This is a genomic window from Kitasatospora sp. NPDC097605, assembly GCF_040302725.1.
In the GTDB taxonomy this organism is placed as follows: domain Bacteria; phylum Actinomycetota; class Actinomycetes; order Streptomycetales; family Streptomycetaceae; genus Kitasatospora.
Window position 1 is genome coordinate 64,781 of record NZ_JBEOSF010000006.1, and the last position, 14,684, is coordinate 79,464.

11 protein-coding genes and 1 tRNA gene are annotated in these 14,684 nt (G+C 70.0%); 5 read left to right on the forward strand and 7 right to left on the reverse strand.

Annotation, left to right across the window (positions count from 1 at the left end):
* Positions 1-221 precede the first annotated feature (221 nt).
* From ABTX81_RS09150 to ABTX81_RS09175, 6 genes are all read right to left on the reverse strand, one after another.
* A complete protein-coding gene (locus tag ABTX81_RS09150; RefSeq protein WP_502892738.1) occupies positions 222-1,025 on the reverse strand; it encodes an ABC transporter ATP-binding protein in 804 nt (267 codons plus the stop codon).
* Positions 1,026-1,059: 34 nt separating this feature from the next.
* The gene (locus ABTX81_RS09155; RefSeq protein WP_350542587.1) at positions 1,060-1,995 is read right to left on the reverse strand and encodes an ABC transporter permease; all 936 of its coding nucleotides are present in this window, start codon (positions 1,993-1,995) and stop codon (positions 1,060-1,062) included.
* A gap of 153 nt (positions 1,996-2,148) precedes the next feature.
* Complete coding sequence (locus ABTX81_RS09160) at positions 2,149-2,994, reverse strand: glycosyltransferase family 2 protein (RefSeq protein WP_350542808.1); 846 nt, start codon at positions 2,992-2,994, stop codon at positions 2,149-2,151.
* Between the two features lie 107 nt (positions 2,995-3,101).
* On the reverse strand, positions 3,102-3,839 hold the full coding sequence (locus ABTX81_RS09165) for a CDP-alcohol phosphatidyltransferase family protein (RefSeq protein WP_350542810.1): 738 nt from the start codon (positions 3,837-3,839) through the stop codon (positions 3,102-3,104).
* A 91-nt stretch (positions 3,840-3,930) separates the two neighbouring features.
* On the reverse strand, positions 3,931-5,004 hold the full coding sequence (locus ABTX81_RS09170; RefSeq protein ID WP_350542588.1) for an iron-containing alcohol dehydrogenase family protein: 1,074 nt from the start codon (positions 5,002-5,004) through the stop codon (positions 3,931-3,933).
* Positions 4,992-5,747 carry a phosphocholine cytidylyltransferase family protein gene (locus ABTX81_RS09175; RefSeq protein ID WP_350542589.1) on the reverse strand — a complete coding sequence of 252 codons (756 nt, stop codon included), beginning with the start codon at positions 5,745-5,747 and terminating at the stop codon, positions 4,992-4,994. The genes ABTX81_RS09170 and ABTX81_RS09175 overlap by 13 nt, the downstream gene beginning before the upstream one ends.
* Positions 5,748-6,110: 363 nt before the next feature.
* Here ABTX81_RS09175 and idi point away from each other — a divergent pair, with 363 nt between their 5' ends.
* Positions 6,111-6,818: an isopentenyl-diphosphate Delta-isomerase gene (gene idi / locus ABTX81_RS09180; RefSeq protein WP_350542590.1), complete on the forward strand. Its 708-nt coding sequence runs from the start codon at positions 6,111-6,113 to the stop codon at positions 6,816-6,818.
* A gap of 26 nt (positions 6,819-6,844) precedes the next feature.
* On the opposite strand, the gene ABTX81_RS09185 is transcribed toward idi, so the two are convergent.
* The gene (locus ABTX81_RS09185) at positions 6,845-7,312 is read right to left on the reverse strand and encodes an ATP-binding protein (RefSeq protein ID WP_350542591.1); all 468 of its coding nucleotides are present in this window, start codon (positions 7,310-7,312) and stop codon (positions 6,845-6,847) included.
* Positions 7,313-7,640: 328 nt separating this feature from the next.
* On the opposite strand from ABTX81_RS09185, the gene ABTX81_RS09190 reads away from it, so the two are divergent.
* From ABTX81_RS09190 to ABTX81_RS09205, 4 genes are all read left to right on the forward strand, one after another.
* Positions 7,641-7,728: transfer RNA gene (locus ABTX81_RS09190), tRNA-Leu, on the forward strand.
* Positions 7,729-8,043: 315 nt separating this feature from the next.
* Positions 8,044-9,588, forward strand: a complete 1,545-nt coding sequence (locus ABTX81_RS09195) for an ATP-binding protein (RefSeq protein WP_350542592.1) — start codon at positions 8,044-8,046, stop codon at positions 9,586-9,588.
* A gap of 32 nt (positions 9,589-9,620) precedes the next feature.
* Entirely contained in the window at positions 9,621-12,596 is a 2,976-nt protein-coding gene (locus ABTX81_RS09200) for a Z1 domain-containing protein (protein ID WP_350542593.1), read from the forward strand.
* A gap of 263 nt (positions 12,597-12,859) precedes the next feature.
* Positions 12,860-14,512, forward strand: coding sequence for an APC family permease (locus ABTX81_RS09205; RefSeq protein WP_350542594.1), 1,653 nt, complete (start codon positions 12,860-12,862; stop codon positions 14,510-14,512).
* Positions 14,513-14,684: the final 172 nt, after the last annotated feature.

Sequence of the window (14,684 nt, forward strand, 5' to 3'; positions counted from 1 at the left end):
TCCGATCACGGGAGTCACGTCCGGCACACCACCCCCGCGCCTACAGCCTGACACCAACGGCCGCGCCGGAGAAGAGCGCCTCGCCCGGCGCACGGGGCGCTCACCCGGGCGGCGGCGGGCCACCCGGGGCACGGCGGGGCGGGCCGGGGGCGCACGAACGACGGCGGGGCCGGTCCCGGACGTCCTCCGGAAGCCGGCCCCGCCGCGCGGTCCGGTACCCGTTACGGGCGCTCGCCGCGCTCGTAGCGGCGGACGACCTCCTCGGTCGGCCCGTCCATGATCAGCTCGCCGGCCTCGATCCAGATGGTCCGCTCGCAGGTCTCGCGGATCGACGCGTTGTCGTGGCTGACCAGGAAGACCGTACCGGCCTCCTCGCGCAGCTGCTCGATCCGCCTCTTGCTGCGCTTCTGGAAGGCCTGGTCACCGGTGGCCAGCGCCTCGTCGATGAGCAGCACGTCATGGGTCTTGGCGGCGGCGATCGCGAAGCGCAGCCGGGCGCCCATGCCGGAGGAGTAGGTGCGCATCGGCAGGGAGATGAAGTCGCCCTTCTCGTTGATGCCCGAGAAGTCGACGATGTCCTGGTAGCGGCGCTTCACGTCGGCCGGCGCCATGCCCATGGCGAGGCAGCCGAGGACGACGTTGCGCTCACCGGTCAGCTCGTTCATCAGCGCGGCGTTGACGCCGAGCAGCGAGGGCTGGCCGTTGGTGTAGATGCCGCCCTTCTCGGTCGGCAGCAGACCGGCGATGGCCGCCAGCATGGTGGACTTGCCGGAGCCGTTGGAGCCGATCAGGCCGATCGCCTCGCCCTTGTAGGCGGTGAAGCTGACGCCCTTGACCGCGTGCACCTCGCGCACGCCGGAGCCGCGCTTGCGGCTGATGATCCGGCTGAGCGCCGAGGTGGCGCTGCCCTTGCCGGAGCCGGCGCCGTGCACCCGGTAGACGATGTGCACGTCGTCGACGACGACGGTGGGCTCGCGGGCCACGTCGGCGTCGAACACCTTGCGGCGCGGGCGGGTGTCCGCCACGCCCTTGGCCAGGTCGGTCCCCCGCAGGTCGGTGTCAGCCACGGCCGTACTCCTCCTCAGCCTTCCAGAAGAAGACGTATCCGATGACCAGCATGCCCACACCCCAGGCGATCCCGTACTTCCACTGGTGCGGCGGGAACTCCAGGAACTGCGCCTGGTGCTTGTTGTAGATGATCGGCGCGAGCGCGTGGCGGACCAGGTCGATGTAGACCGAGGCCGGGTTGAGCTCCATCACCTTCTGCCAGAACTCCGGCCACTCCTTGATCTTGTCCGAGATGCTGTACATCACACCGGACAGGAACAGCCAGGCGCGCATCGCGAACGGGATCAGCTGGGAGATGTCGCTGGTCTTGGCGCCGATCCGGGCGAAGATCAGGGCGACACCGGTGTTGAACATCGACTGCAGCACCAGCGCGGGGACCACCAGGATCCACGTCCGGCCGGGCTCGACCCCGTTCAGCAGCACCACGGCGAACAGCACGACCATCGAGATCAGCAGCTGCTGGAGCTGGATCACGGTGAACGCGATCGGCAGCGAGGCGCGCGGGAAGTGCAGCGCCCGGATCAGCCCGAGGTTGTCCGCGATCGCCCGGGTGCCGGACTGCACGGCGTTCTGGGTGAACTGGAAGATGAAGACGCCGATGCAGAGCCAGGCGACGTAGTACGGGTTGTCGTCCTTGTTGCTCAGGATCTCGCCGAAGACCAGGTAGAACACCGCGCAGTTCAGCAGCGGCGTCACGACCTGCCAGATCTGGCCGAGCTTGGCGTCGGTGTACTGGGCCACCAGGCGCGCCGTGGCGAAGGCCCAGATGAAGTGGCGGCGGGCCCAGAGCTGCTTGCTGTAGGCGAACAAGCCGGGCCGTCTGCCGCTCACCGTCAGGCCGTACTTGTCCGCAAGCTGCTTGGGGGTCAGGCCCGCGTCCGCCCCCCTCGGGGCTGAGAGGCTGACGGGTTCACTCACTGTCGACACATTCGTCCTTCGCGCGGGATCGTCGGGGCGGGCCGGTCGGCGGGGGTCCGCCGGCCTTGCGCCGATGGCGATCCACTCGGATATCGGGGGGAGTGCGGCCGGTGTGTGGCCACCGGCCATGACGACCGTCCTACCGTACGGTCGTCGAACGGATCAGATGACCGGCGGTCGGCCCAGCCGGGTCAGGCGCCACACGGTACGCCATCGCATGGGCCGCCGCGCACCGCAGGGTTCGCGCCAGCCCGCCTTGAACCCGCCCAGCCAGGCCTTGAACGCCTCCGGGGAGGGCCGGCGGGCCAGCGTGAGCAGGAACCAGGTTCCCAGGTATAGAGGCACCAACAGGGCCGGAAGGTTCCGCCTCGCGAGCCAGACCCTGTTCCGGGCCACGTTGTGGAAGTACGTGGCGTGCCGGGCGGGCGAGGTGGTGGGGTGGTGGAGCACCACGTCGGCCCGGTAGTCGATGGCCCAGCCGGCGTCCAGCGCGCGCCAGGCGAGGTCGGTCTCCTCGTGCGCGTAGAAGAACTCGGCGGGCAGCTGGCCGGCGTTCTCGAACACGGCGCAGCGCACCGCGCTCGCACCGCCCAGGAAGGTGGTCACCCGGGAGGAGCGCAGCGGGTCGCTGGCGCGCAGCCGGGGCACGTGCCGGCGCTGGGTGACGCCGGTGTCCGGGTCGGCGATCCGGAAGCTCACGATGCCGAGCTCCGGGTCGTCGGTGAAGGCCTCGCGCAGCAGGCGGGCCGCGTCGGTGCCGGGCAGCCGGCCGTCGTCGTCCAGGAACAGCACCGCGTCGACCTCGCGGCCGTCGGGGCCGAACAGCTCGATGCCGACGTTGCGCCCGCCCGGGATGCCGAGGTTCTCGGGCAGCTCGACGGTGCGCACGCCCTCCGGGAGCGGGGGCAGCGGGGCGCCGTTGGCGACCACGGCCAGCTCGACGGCCGGGCCCTGCTGGGCGCGCACCGACTCGATCAGCGCGTTCAGCTCGGCCGGGCGGTTGCCCATGGTGATGATCACCGCGCCGAGCCGGAAGGCGTCGGCGCCGGTGGGGCTGGTCTGCACGGTGCTCTCCGTCGTCTCGGTCTCCGCCGTCCCGCTCTCCCGCACGCCGCTCACCGCAGCCTGCTCGACAGGACGATGCTCAACAGGTGCAGCACGGTCTGCAGCATGGCGATCGCGGCCAGCACGACCACCGCGATCCGGGTGAGGAACAGGCCCCCGTGCAGGACGTCGGCGACGCCCGCGGCCAGGATGAACAGCGAGGCCTCGACCGCGCCGACCAGCCGGTGGAACTTGAGGAACGAGGCGGCCCGGCGGGCCTTGGCGACGCCGGAGGAGCGCGGCACCGAGGCGCTGTCCTCGACCGCCGTCATGCCGCTGCGGGCCCGGGCGACGTCGACCAGGTCGGTCTCCGACTTGATCAGGATCGCGCCGAGCGCGGCCAGGGTGCCGAGGAACGCCCACTCCCAGTGCGCGGCGGCGCCCTCGCGGTGGAGCAGGTCGGTGGCGCGCAGGCCGAGGCCGGTGAGCAGCGCCGCCTCGGACATGTAGTGGCCGACCCGGTCCAGGTAGACGCCGGTGAGCGAGGTCTGCCGGCGCCAGCGGGCCACCTCGCCGTCCACGCAGTCCAGCAGCAGGTAGACCTGGATCAGCAGGGCCGCCAGGACGGCGCCGGCGATCCCCGGCACGATCAGCGCGGCGCCGGCCAGGATGCCGGTGACCATCATCAGGTACGTCAGGCCGTTGGGCGTGATCGCCGTCACGGTGGACAGCACCCGGGTGATCCGCAGCGAGATGCTCCGCATGTAGAGCCGGCCGGCCCAGTGCTCGGCGCTCCGGCGCTGGAGCATGCCCTCCGGGTGGATCACCGCGCGCAGCTCCTCGATCGAGGGCCGGCGGGTCAGGTCCACCGGCGGCGGAGCGGCCCCCGCGGCGGAGCGGTCAGCTGTTGACGGCTTGGACATAGTCGGCGTACGCGTCCCTGATTGCGGAAGGGGAGAGGTCGAGGTGCTCGAGGATGGTGAAGCGGCCCGGCCGGGTGTTCGGAGCGTAGTGCACCGCCTCGGTGAACTCCGCCTCGGTGAAGCCGATCTGAGCGGCGGTCACCGGCAGTCCGTGGTGCGCCAGGCGCTCCACGATCAGGCCGGTCAGCTCGCGCTCGCCCCGCAGGAAGCTGGCGAAGGCGGCACCCAGGCCGACCTGCTCGCCGTGCTGGGCGGACCGCTTGGGATACAGCACGTCCAGGGCATGCGAGATCTCGTGGCAGGCGCCCGAGGAGGGCCGGGTGCTGCCCGCGATGTTCATCGCGATGCCGGACAGTACCAGTGCCTCCGCGAGGGCCGTGAGGAAGCCCCGGTCCTGCAGGTTCCCCGGGTGCCGCAGCAGGTTCTCGCCCGCCGAGCGGGCCATCGCGACGGCCAGTCCGTCCACCGGTTCGCCGGTCTCGGCGTGCGACAGCTCCCAGTCGGCGCAGGCCGAGATGTTGGAGACGATGTCGCCGATGCCGGCCGCGACGAAGCGCGGCGGGGCGCCCCGGATCACGTCCAGGTCGATCACGATGCCGATCGGGCTGGGCACCCCGTAGGAGCCGCGCCCGGCGTCGTTGTCCAGGGTGGAGACGGGCGAGCAGATGCCGTCGTGGGCCAGGTTGGTCGGGACCGAGACCAGCGGCAGGCCGATCCGCGCGGCGGCGTACTTGGCCACGTCGATGATCTTGCCGCCGCCCAGGGCGACGACGGTGTCGTAGTGGCCGCCGCGCACCCCGCCGCGGATCTCGTCCGCCAGCCGGACCGCGCTGTCGAGGCTGCCGTCCTCGACGCTGTACCAGTCGGCGCCGGGCAGCGCCGGCTCCAGCCGGCTGCGCAGCACCGAGCCCGAGCCGTTGCTGATCGCCACCGCGATCCGGCCCGAGGCGGACAGCCGCTGGTCGGCGAGGATGCCGCCGAGCGCGTCCAGCGCGCCCGGGCGGATCTCCACGAAGACCGGCGACGGCACCAGCCGGGTCAGTACTGGCACGCGATCTCCCGCGCCTTCGCCAGGTCGTCGTGGTTGTCGACCTCGACCCAGGAGACCTCGCCGATCGGCTGGACGTCGATCCGCAGGCCGCGGTCGACCATCTCCTGGTAGCCGTCCTCGTAGTACAGCTGCGGGTCGCGCTCGTAGGTGGCGCGCAGCGCGTCGGCGAGGTCGGCGGCGGCGGACGGGTTGATCACGGTGACGCCGATGTACTCGCCGGTGGCCTCGGCCGGGTCCATCAGCTTGGTGATGCGGCGCATGCCGGCGGTCGGGTGGACGACGACCTTCATCTCCTCGTCGGCGAGCCGCTTCACCGTGTCCAGGGCGAGCAGGATGCCGGGCTCGCGGCCCTCGGCGGCCAGCCGGGCGTTGCCCTCCAGCATGGTGCGCTGGACGGAGACCGGGTGGACGGTGTCGCCGTTGGCGAGCAGCAGGCCCTCGGTGAAGAGGTCGCGGGCGCACCAGAGCGAGTAGGCGTTGTTCCACTCCTCGGCCTTGTCGTTCTCGACCAGGGTGAGCTTGACGCCGTACTTCCGCTCCAGGGCGTCCTTGCGCTCCTCCACCGCCTCCTTGCGGTAGCCGACGACGATCGCCGCCTCGCGCAGGCCGACCTCGGCGAAGTTTCCGAGGGTGAGGTCCAGGACGGTCCGCTCCCCGTCGACCGGCACCAGTGCTTTGGGCAGGGTGTCGGTGTACGGGCGCAGTCGGCGGCCTGCGCCGGCTGCCAGAACGAGGCCGATCATGCGGGGTCTCCTGATCCGTCGTGCGGTGCGCGGCCGCGCGCGGCTACCGGGAGTCTCCGGGTGACCGGCGATGGCGCGCCGGGGCCGCCGAGATGCGGCCGCGGTGTCCTATGTGATGGTAGGCGACCATGACGACCAGCCCGAACGCGGCCGGAGCGTCGAACACGAATCGAACACATTCCGAACAATTCTGCTAGTGCGGCGCCCCTCCCCGGCCACCGGGCGTCCCCTTCCCGCCCGGTTGTGCGTGGGACCTCTGCACGGTGCCACCCGTACGGCAGACTGGGGCGCGACGCCACCGGTGCGAGCCGTGGTTGCTCCCCGTGCTCCCGAAGTGCTCCCGAAGCTGCCGAAAGAGGCCTCATGCCCCAGAGCCTGCCGACCGACCACCCGACCCACCTCGACCCGGAGGCCGGTCCCGGCACCGACACCGGTCCGGGCTCCGGGCTCGACACCGGTCTGGACACCGGTCTGGACACCGGCCTCGACGTCGAGACGGACGTGGAGGCCGGCGCGCGGTCCGCCGGCGCCGCGGAGGAGATCCTGCTGGAGCTGGTCGACGACGAGGGCGTGACGATCGGCACCGCCGAGAAGCTCTGGGCCCACCAGCAGCCCGGCCGGCTGCACCGGGCGTTCTCGGTCTTCCTCTTCGACCGGCAGGGCCGGATGCTGCTCCAGCGCCGGGCGCTCGGCAAGTACCACTCCCCCGGAGTCTGGTCGAACACCTGCTGCGGCCACCCCTACCCCGACGAGCAGCCGTTCGTGGCGGCCGCCCGGCGGACCGCCGAGGAGCTGGGCGTCGCCCCGGCGCTGCTCTGCGAGGCGGGCACGGTCCGCTACGACCTGCCGGACGAGGCGTCCGGGCTGATCGAGCGGGAGTGGAACCACCTGTTCGTGGGCCTGGTCACCGGGCCGGTGCGGCCGGCCCCGGAGGAGGTGGACGACTACGCCTTCGTGACCGCCGAGGAGCTGCGCGCGCTGGAGGCGGAGCGGCCGTTCTCGGTGTGGTTCCGGACCGTCTTCGAGGCCGCCCTGCCGGGGATCCGGGAGATCGCCGGCACCACCTGGTAGCCCGCCGGGCGCCCCCTCCCGCTCCTTCAGCGGTCCCCCCGGGGGAGCGGCAGCGAGGCCCAGATCACCTTGCCGCCCTCCCCCGCCTTCTCCACGTCGCAGACCCCGCCGGCCTGCAGCGTGACGCTCTTCACCAGCAGCAGCCCGCGCCCGCCGGTCCGCCCGGTGTCGGCCGCCAGCGCCTTCGGCCGGTACGGGTCGCCGTCCTCGACGGAGACCCGTACCCAGCCGCCCCGCACCGCCAGCTCGGTGGTCACCTCCGGCGACAGCTCGGCGGCGTGCGTCACCGCGTTGCCGACCAGCTCGGAGACGATCAGCAGCAGGTCGTCCACCAGCTCCTGGTAGCGGATCTCCGCCAGGCCCTGGGCCAGCAGCCGGTCGCGCACCGCGTGCCGGGTACGCGGCACCGAGGCCTGCTCGGCCGGCACGGTGAACCGCCACACCCCCTCGACGGGACCGCCCCGTGCCGCCTCGTCCTCGCTGCTCCGCTCCACTCCAGCCGCCCTTCGTCCGCGACCCGGGAATCAGGCGTTCCGCTCATGGCGCCCTCGGTGCACAGAGGCTAGGAGAGCCACCGCCGGGGCCGCGGCACCGTCGACAAGTTGCCCGTGTCGGACCGCCCCCGCCCGTTCCCGACTGTTCGCCGTCCGCAACTCGACCGTTAACCACCGTCGAACCACCGCTTCGCGCACACCTGCGACCCATCCCCCGCACCCGCACCATCCCCACCGGGGAAACGCAGGTGAGAAGCACTCCGAAACCCTGGTAATGTTCTCTCTGTCGCCGAGGGGGCGAGCAGAAAACCCCCGGAGCACACACCCCGTCCGGGTGGCGGAATGGCAGACGCGCTAGCTTGAGGTGCTAGTGCCCTTTATCGGGCGTGGGGGTTCAAGTCCCCCCTCGGACACCACTCTGATCTGTTCGCAAGAACGGTCAGCCGGTTAGAAGTGAAGCAGTGCTGGCTTATTGCCAGCACTGCTTTTTTGCGATCGCACCATCTGCGGGGAAGCCCCCCGCTACACTCGCCTCCTGACGAGGGCGGGAGTCTCAGCGCTGCCTGGGTATGCGGTTCGCTGATGTGACGGCAGGCCCCTCCGCGGTTCCGGACAAGACCTTTACGGGTCTCCGCCGAATGTCATGATCTGTGGACTACCCGATAGTGACAGGCCGCCGCTTCCGCCGCTGAGCAGGCCTGGTCCTGTGCGCGCAAGGAGCCGCGAACCAAATGTCCCCCTCTGCCTCCCTCCGCGCCAGCTGGCAGTACGACGTACCGACGCACGGAAGCCTCCAACTGCCGCCCGACGCGGGGTACGCCAAGGCGCTCACCAACCAGGGCTACGGGTTCGAGGCAGCGGTCGCCGACCTCATCGACAATTCGATCGATGCTGGCGCGGACTCGGTCGTGGTGCACTTCCTTCGGGATGCCGACCGGATCGTCTCGCTGCTGGTCCTCGACAACGGTAAGGGCATGGATCCCGCCGGGCTCGACAGCGCCATGACCGTCGGCCGCCGCCGGCAGTACGGCACCGGCGCATTGGGCATGTACGGGACGGGGCTGAAGGCCGGCTCGCTGTCGCACGCGCGGACCCTGACGGTGATCAGCCGCACCAAGCGCAGCGCTCCCGCCGGGCGCAAGCTGACCGCCGAAGGCATCGAGGACGGCTTCCGCTGTGACACCGTCGACCCCGCTTTCGCCCAGCAGCAGATCGATGTCTACGACGGCCTGATCGAGTGGCACGGCACGATCGTGCGCTGGGACCGCGTCCGGGCCTTCGAGACAGTTGCCCCGGGGCAGAGCGAGCAGTTCCTGTCCAAGGCGATATCCCAGCTCGAAATGCACCTCGGCCTCTATCTGCACCGCTTCCTCACGCGCGGGCTCTCCCTCGACATCGCGGTGTGGGACGTGTCGACCGGCGAGGAGACCGATCACATCAGCGTCGATCCGCTGGACCCCTTCGGGTACAAGATCCCTGGCAAGTCCGGCTACCCGAAGCGGTTCTCCGCCCCGGTCGCGGGGGCGGGCACGGTCGGCCTTGAAGCGCACATCTGGCCCGCCAAGTCGAAGCAGGCCGGCTTCCGGCAGATCGGCACCCTCCAGGAGCGCCAGGGGTTCTACTTCTACCGCAACGACCGGCTCGTGCAGGCCGGTGGCTGGAACAACCTGCGAGCCCCGGAGGGGCACCTGTCCCTCGCCCGCGTCGCGGTCGACCTGCCCGAAGAGACCGGCGGCGTGTTCAGCCTGACGGTCAAGAAGGACGGGGTCGAGGTCACCCCCGCGTTCACGGCCGGCGTCGAGCAGGCATCCGACCCGGCCGGTGCCCTGTTCAAGGCCTTCCTCACCGACGCTGAGGCCGCCTACCGTGAGGGCGCGTCGCGGTCGGCGATCGACCGGCCCGCAGTGATCGAGCCAGGCAAGGGCTTCGACCCCATGGTCAAGCGCGCGGTCCGGGAGGAACTCCCGCTGAAGGCCGGCGAGGAGCCGGTCCGCACCGAGTGGGCCTCGCTTCCGGACGACAGGTTCTTCGAGCTGGACCGCGACGGCCACACCATCCTCATCAACAAGTCGTTCAGGGATGACTTCAATGACGGCCGGCGTGGCGGGTCCAACGACGCCCCGGTCATCAAGACGCTGCTCTACCTGCTGCTCCAGGACTCCTTCGGCCTGGGCAGATGGGAGCGGAAGCGGACAGACCGCATCGACTACTGGAACAACATCCTCCTGGCCTCGGCGCACGCCCAGCGTGAACGCCGGACCCGTCCGAGTTCCTGACCTCACTGCTGCCCGAGAGCGAGAGATCCGACGTGACCGACATCCTTCTTGAGATCCATGCCGAAGTCCTCAACGGCATGAGGACAAATCCCCGGCACTTCGAACGGGCTGCGGAACTCACCGCCGAGGAGGACTACCCCGGCGCCGATCTCAGTGAAGAGGCCTTCCGCGCCCGGATAGCCGACGACGAGATGTACGACGGAGCACTCACCGCGCTGTGGTCGCGCGCTCTGACCGCCTGGGACTTCGCAGACGTACCCCGCTGGTCGCAGGACACGGCGCCGAGAACTGAGGCACGGCGCACCGCGGCGTACGAGCGGCTCCGCCTCGGTGACGACCTGCGCAAGGCCCTCGACGCCGCGGTCCCGGTCGCCCGCATCGCCGCAGCGACCGTCATCGCGCGCGAGTACACCCCCTGGTACACCGCTGAACGGGCGTCCGCGCGGTCCTTCTACTGGAACGCCTACGAGCGCAAACTCCGTGAGAAGGGCTGGTCCGAAGCCGCCATCGCGAGCCTGGACGAGGCGAGCCGTGCGGTCGTCGCCCGGCTGACCGATCCGGAGCAGGCCGCGACCCGCCAGGCCAAGGGGCTGGTCCTGGGTTATGTGCAGTCAGGGAAGACCGCCAACTTCACCGGTGTCACCGCGAAAGCTGTCGACGCCGGGTACCGCCTGGTAATCGTCCTCGGAGGCACCCTCAACCTGCTGCGGACCCAGACCCAGCGCCGCCTCGACATGGAGTTGATCGGCCAGGAGAACATCCTCCGCGGCGCGGACGCCGACGACCCGGACGCCCTGATCGGCATTGACTACGTGGGCGACGATGCGCAGTGGCCGGAGTTCGTCCGGCACGGCGCCCGCCCCTCGGCACTGCGCGCTTTCGACATCGAACGCCTCACCACCCGGGACAACGACTACCAGAGCCTCGCTCAAGGCATCCGTGCCCTGGAGTTCGAGAAGCGTGACCACACGCTCCCGCTTCACGCGCCCGTCAATCTGCACCACGCGGCCGCCAGGGTCCTGGTCGTCAAGAAGAACAAGAGCGTCCTGACGAAACTGGTCAAGGACCTCAAGCAGATCCACGGCATCCTCGGAGAACTGCCGACGCTGATCATCGACGACGAATCCGACCAGGCATCCGTCAATACCACCGACCCCAAGAAGTGGGAGAAGGGCTCGACCAAGCGCACCGCGATCAACAGCCTGATCTCGCAGCTTCTGCGCCTGCTGCCGCGCGCGCAATATGTCGGGTACACCGCGACGCCCTTCGCCAATGTCTTCGTCGATCCCGGCGACGCCGAGGACATCTTTCCCAGCGACTTCCTCATCTCCCTCCCCCGTCCTCAGGGGTACATGGGCGTCAGGGATTTCCACGACCTCGAATCGCCCTTGCCCGCCGTGGAGCGCACCGTCGCCAACTCCCAGCAGGAGGCCCACGTCCGCGGGATATACGACAGCACCGGTGACCGACTCCAGGAGGCCATGGACAGCTTCCTCCTCACCGGGGCGCTGAAGCTCTTCCGCGCCGATCACGGTGTGCCCGACGGCCCGTTCCGGCACCACACCATGCTCGTCCACTCGTCCGTGCGGATGGACGACCACGCCGAGCTGGCACTGAGCATCAACACGATGTGGCATCAGGCCGGCTACACCTCTTCTGAAGGCCACGCGCGCCTCGCGGCGCTCTGGGCCGCCGACTTCTCGCCGGTGTCCGAAGCCCGGGCAGCTGACCTTCCCGGCCCCGTGACATACGACGACCTCCGCCCGTACGTCAGCCGGGCGCGGCAGCTGATCAGCAAGGGCGGCAACCCCGTCGTGGTCGTCAACGGTGACTCGGACCGGTACTTCGAACAGCTCGACCTCGACTTCGACCGCACCCCGAACGTGTGGAAGATCCTCGTCGGCGGGACCAAGCTGTCGCGCGGGTTCACTGTCGAGGGTCTCACCGTCACCTACTACCGCCGGGTGAGCCGGCAGGCGGACACCCTCATGCAGATGGGCCGCTGGTTCGGTTTCCGGCCGGGCTACCGTGACCTGGTGCGCCTGTACATCGGGCGGGAGGAACCCAGGTCCAAGACGGCCACCGCAGACCTGTACGAGGCCTTCGAGGCGATCTGCCGCGATGAGGAACTGTTCCGCGAGCAGCTCGCCCAGTACGCCGAACTCGTCGACGGCAGGCCCCAGATCACGCCGTCCCAGATCCCGCCGCTCGTCGCTCAGCATCTTCCCTGGATCAAGCCGTCGGCCAGGAACAAGATGTTCAACGCCGAACTGGTCGAGATCCGCTCGCCGGGGAAGCCCATTGAGCCCGCGTCCTATCCTCTGGACGCTGCGGCCCTGCGGCGGAACACCGAACGGTGGAGCCCCCTCCTGCGCTCCTTCACCGGACAGTCCAGCGAATTCACGGTACCGGCCGACGAATCCGGGTCGACCGCGCCCGTCACGGCGTTCACCGCACGGGCCGGCCACGCGGAGCTGCTCGCCGTCCTGAGCCAGCTCGAATGGGAGCGCGCTGGCCACTTCCGACCGTATCTCCGTTACCTCTCCCAGCTTGACGGCCGCCTGGCGACCGTGGACGACTGGTTCCTGATCGCGCCGCAGCTCCAGAACCCCAAGGCGCTGGCATCGGTCGCAGACTCGGTGCCGATGTCACTGGTCCGCCGGAGCAGGCAGGAAGGCAAGCCGTCCTTCGGCAGGATCGCCGGTGTCGCACACCAGTTGCTCGCGAAGCAGCTCATCAGCGATGCCGCCGGCCCGGCTGCCGCGGCAAGCAGCCCGGTCGGCCCCCGCACCGGTGTCGTCCTCGTGTATCCGGTCGTCGAAGCGGGCACCGACGCGGAGGTGCAAGCGGCCGTCGCCCGCGGCATCGCAGACCCTTCGAAGGTTGTCATGGCATTCACCCTGATCCCGCCGAAGTCGGCGATCGGTTCGTCCCGGCAGCTCATCCGGTTCCAGGCCAAGGACTCGCGCCACGAGGACAGCGCAATCGTGGAGACGAACGCTCTCTGACCGCCCTGAAAATGCGGGGTCCGGCCGCCGCCGTTCCGGCGCCGGACCCCGCAGGTACGGGTACTCCTGACCGGCCGGCCGGTCCTGGAATGAACACCTGCTTCCTGTCGGCCAAAGGGTGATGGTTCGGACACGAGATGGCAACGATCGGGTGTTTCGGGTCGCATTTGAGGGTCATCTGAGGTTTCGCCCGATTTGGCCGCTTAGGCTGTCTCCGTTTGTCCGGAAAACCGAGTGACACGACGAGACAGAGGACCGATACGGTGAGTGAACCCGAGTCGACGACGGCATCACACCAGCACTACCGCCGCTCGCTCGGCACGATCAGCCTCACCGCCGTGGGTCTGGGATCGATCATCGGGTCCGGCTGGCTCTTCGGGGCCGAGCGGGCGGCCCGGCTGGCCGGGCCGGCGTCGATCGTCGCCTGGGTGATCGGGGCGGCCGTCGCGCTGACCATCGCGCTCACCTACAGCGAGCTGGGCTCGATGTTCCCCAAGGCCGGCGGCATGGTCCGGTACGGGCAGTACTCGCACGGCTCGCTGGCCGGGTACCTGGCCGCCTGGGCCAACTGGATCGCCATCGTCTCGGTGATCCCCGGCGAGGCGACCGCCTCGGTGCAGTACATGAGCTCCTGGGACTTCGCGTGGGCCAGGGGGCTGTACGACGGGAAGGAGCTGTCCGTCAGCGGTGTGGCGCTGGCCAGCGTGCTGCTGCTGGTGTACTTCGCGCTGAACTGGTTCGCGATCACGCTGTTCGCCAAGACCAACACGGCGATCACCGTCTTCAAGGTCGTCGTCCCCACGCTCACCGCCGGGGCGCTGCTGTTCGCGCACTTCGACACCAAGCACTTCACCGACCACGGCGGCTTCGCCCCGAACGGCTGGAGCGCGGTGTTCACGGCGGTGGCCGTCTCCGGCATCGTCTGGGCGTTCAACGGCTTCCAGTCCCCGCTCAACCTGGCCGGCGAGGCCCGCAACCCCGGCAAGTCGCTGCCCAAGGCGGTGATCGGCTCGATCCTGATCGCCCTGGTGATCTACGTCGCGCTGCAGATCGCCTTCCTCGGCGCCGTCCCGACCGCCGACCTGGCCAACGGCTGGAGCGGCCTCGGCTACACCTCCCCGCTCGCCGACCTGGCCATCGCCTGGGGCCTGAACTGGCTCGCGCTGCTGCTGTACGCGGACGCCTTCGTCTCCCCCAGCGGCACCGGCATGATCTACGCCGCCACCACCTCCCGGATGATCCACGGCGTCCAGGAGAACGGCCACCTGCCGTCCGTCTTCGGCAAGGTCGACCGCCGGACCGGCATCCCCCGCCCGGCGCTGGTGCTCAACCTGGTCGTCGCCTTCGGCTTCCTCGCGGTCTTCCGCGGCTGGGGCTCGCTCGCCGAGATCGTCTCGGTGGCCACCGTGATCTCCTACATCACCGGCCCGGTCGCGGTGATGGCGCTGCGCCGCCTGGCACCCGAGCTGCCGCGCCCGGTCCGGCTGCGCGCGATGCCGGTGATCGCCCCGGTCGCCATGGTCTTCGGCTCGCTGGTGCTGTACTGGGCCCGCTGGCCGCTCACCGGCAAGGTCATCCTGCTGATGGCCGCCGGCCTGCCGATCTGGGCCTTCTACGAGCTGCGCAAGCCGTTCGCCGAGCTGAAGCCGCACCTCAGGGCGGGCGCCTGGATGATCGCCTACCTCTTCGTGATGGCCGGCGTCTCCTGGGCCGGCTCCACCGACTTCGGCGGCCACGGCTACCTCGCCGAGGGCTGGGACCTCCTCGTCGTCGCCGTGCTCGCGCTGGCCTTCTACGCCTGGGGCGTCCGCAGCGCCTGGGCCAACCCCACCCTCGCCGCCGTCAAGCGCGAGCTGCTGGACGCCGACGACGTGCGGACCCCCACCCCGGAAGGCGCCACGGTTCCCCAGGCCTGACCGCCTCCGCACATGCGAAAGCGCCGACCGGACGAGGCCCGGTCGGCGCTTTCGCATGCGGGCTCCGGGGGGGAGGCGTACGTATTTCGTTGGTCAGGGGGCAATAGTTTCATCATCTTCCATTCAGCTGGGGGCGGCTGCCAGCATCGGCGGACCGTCACCGCCTGAGGGA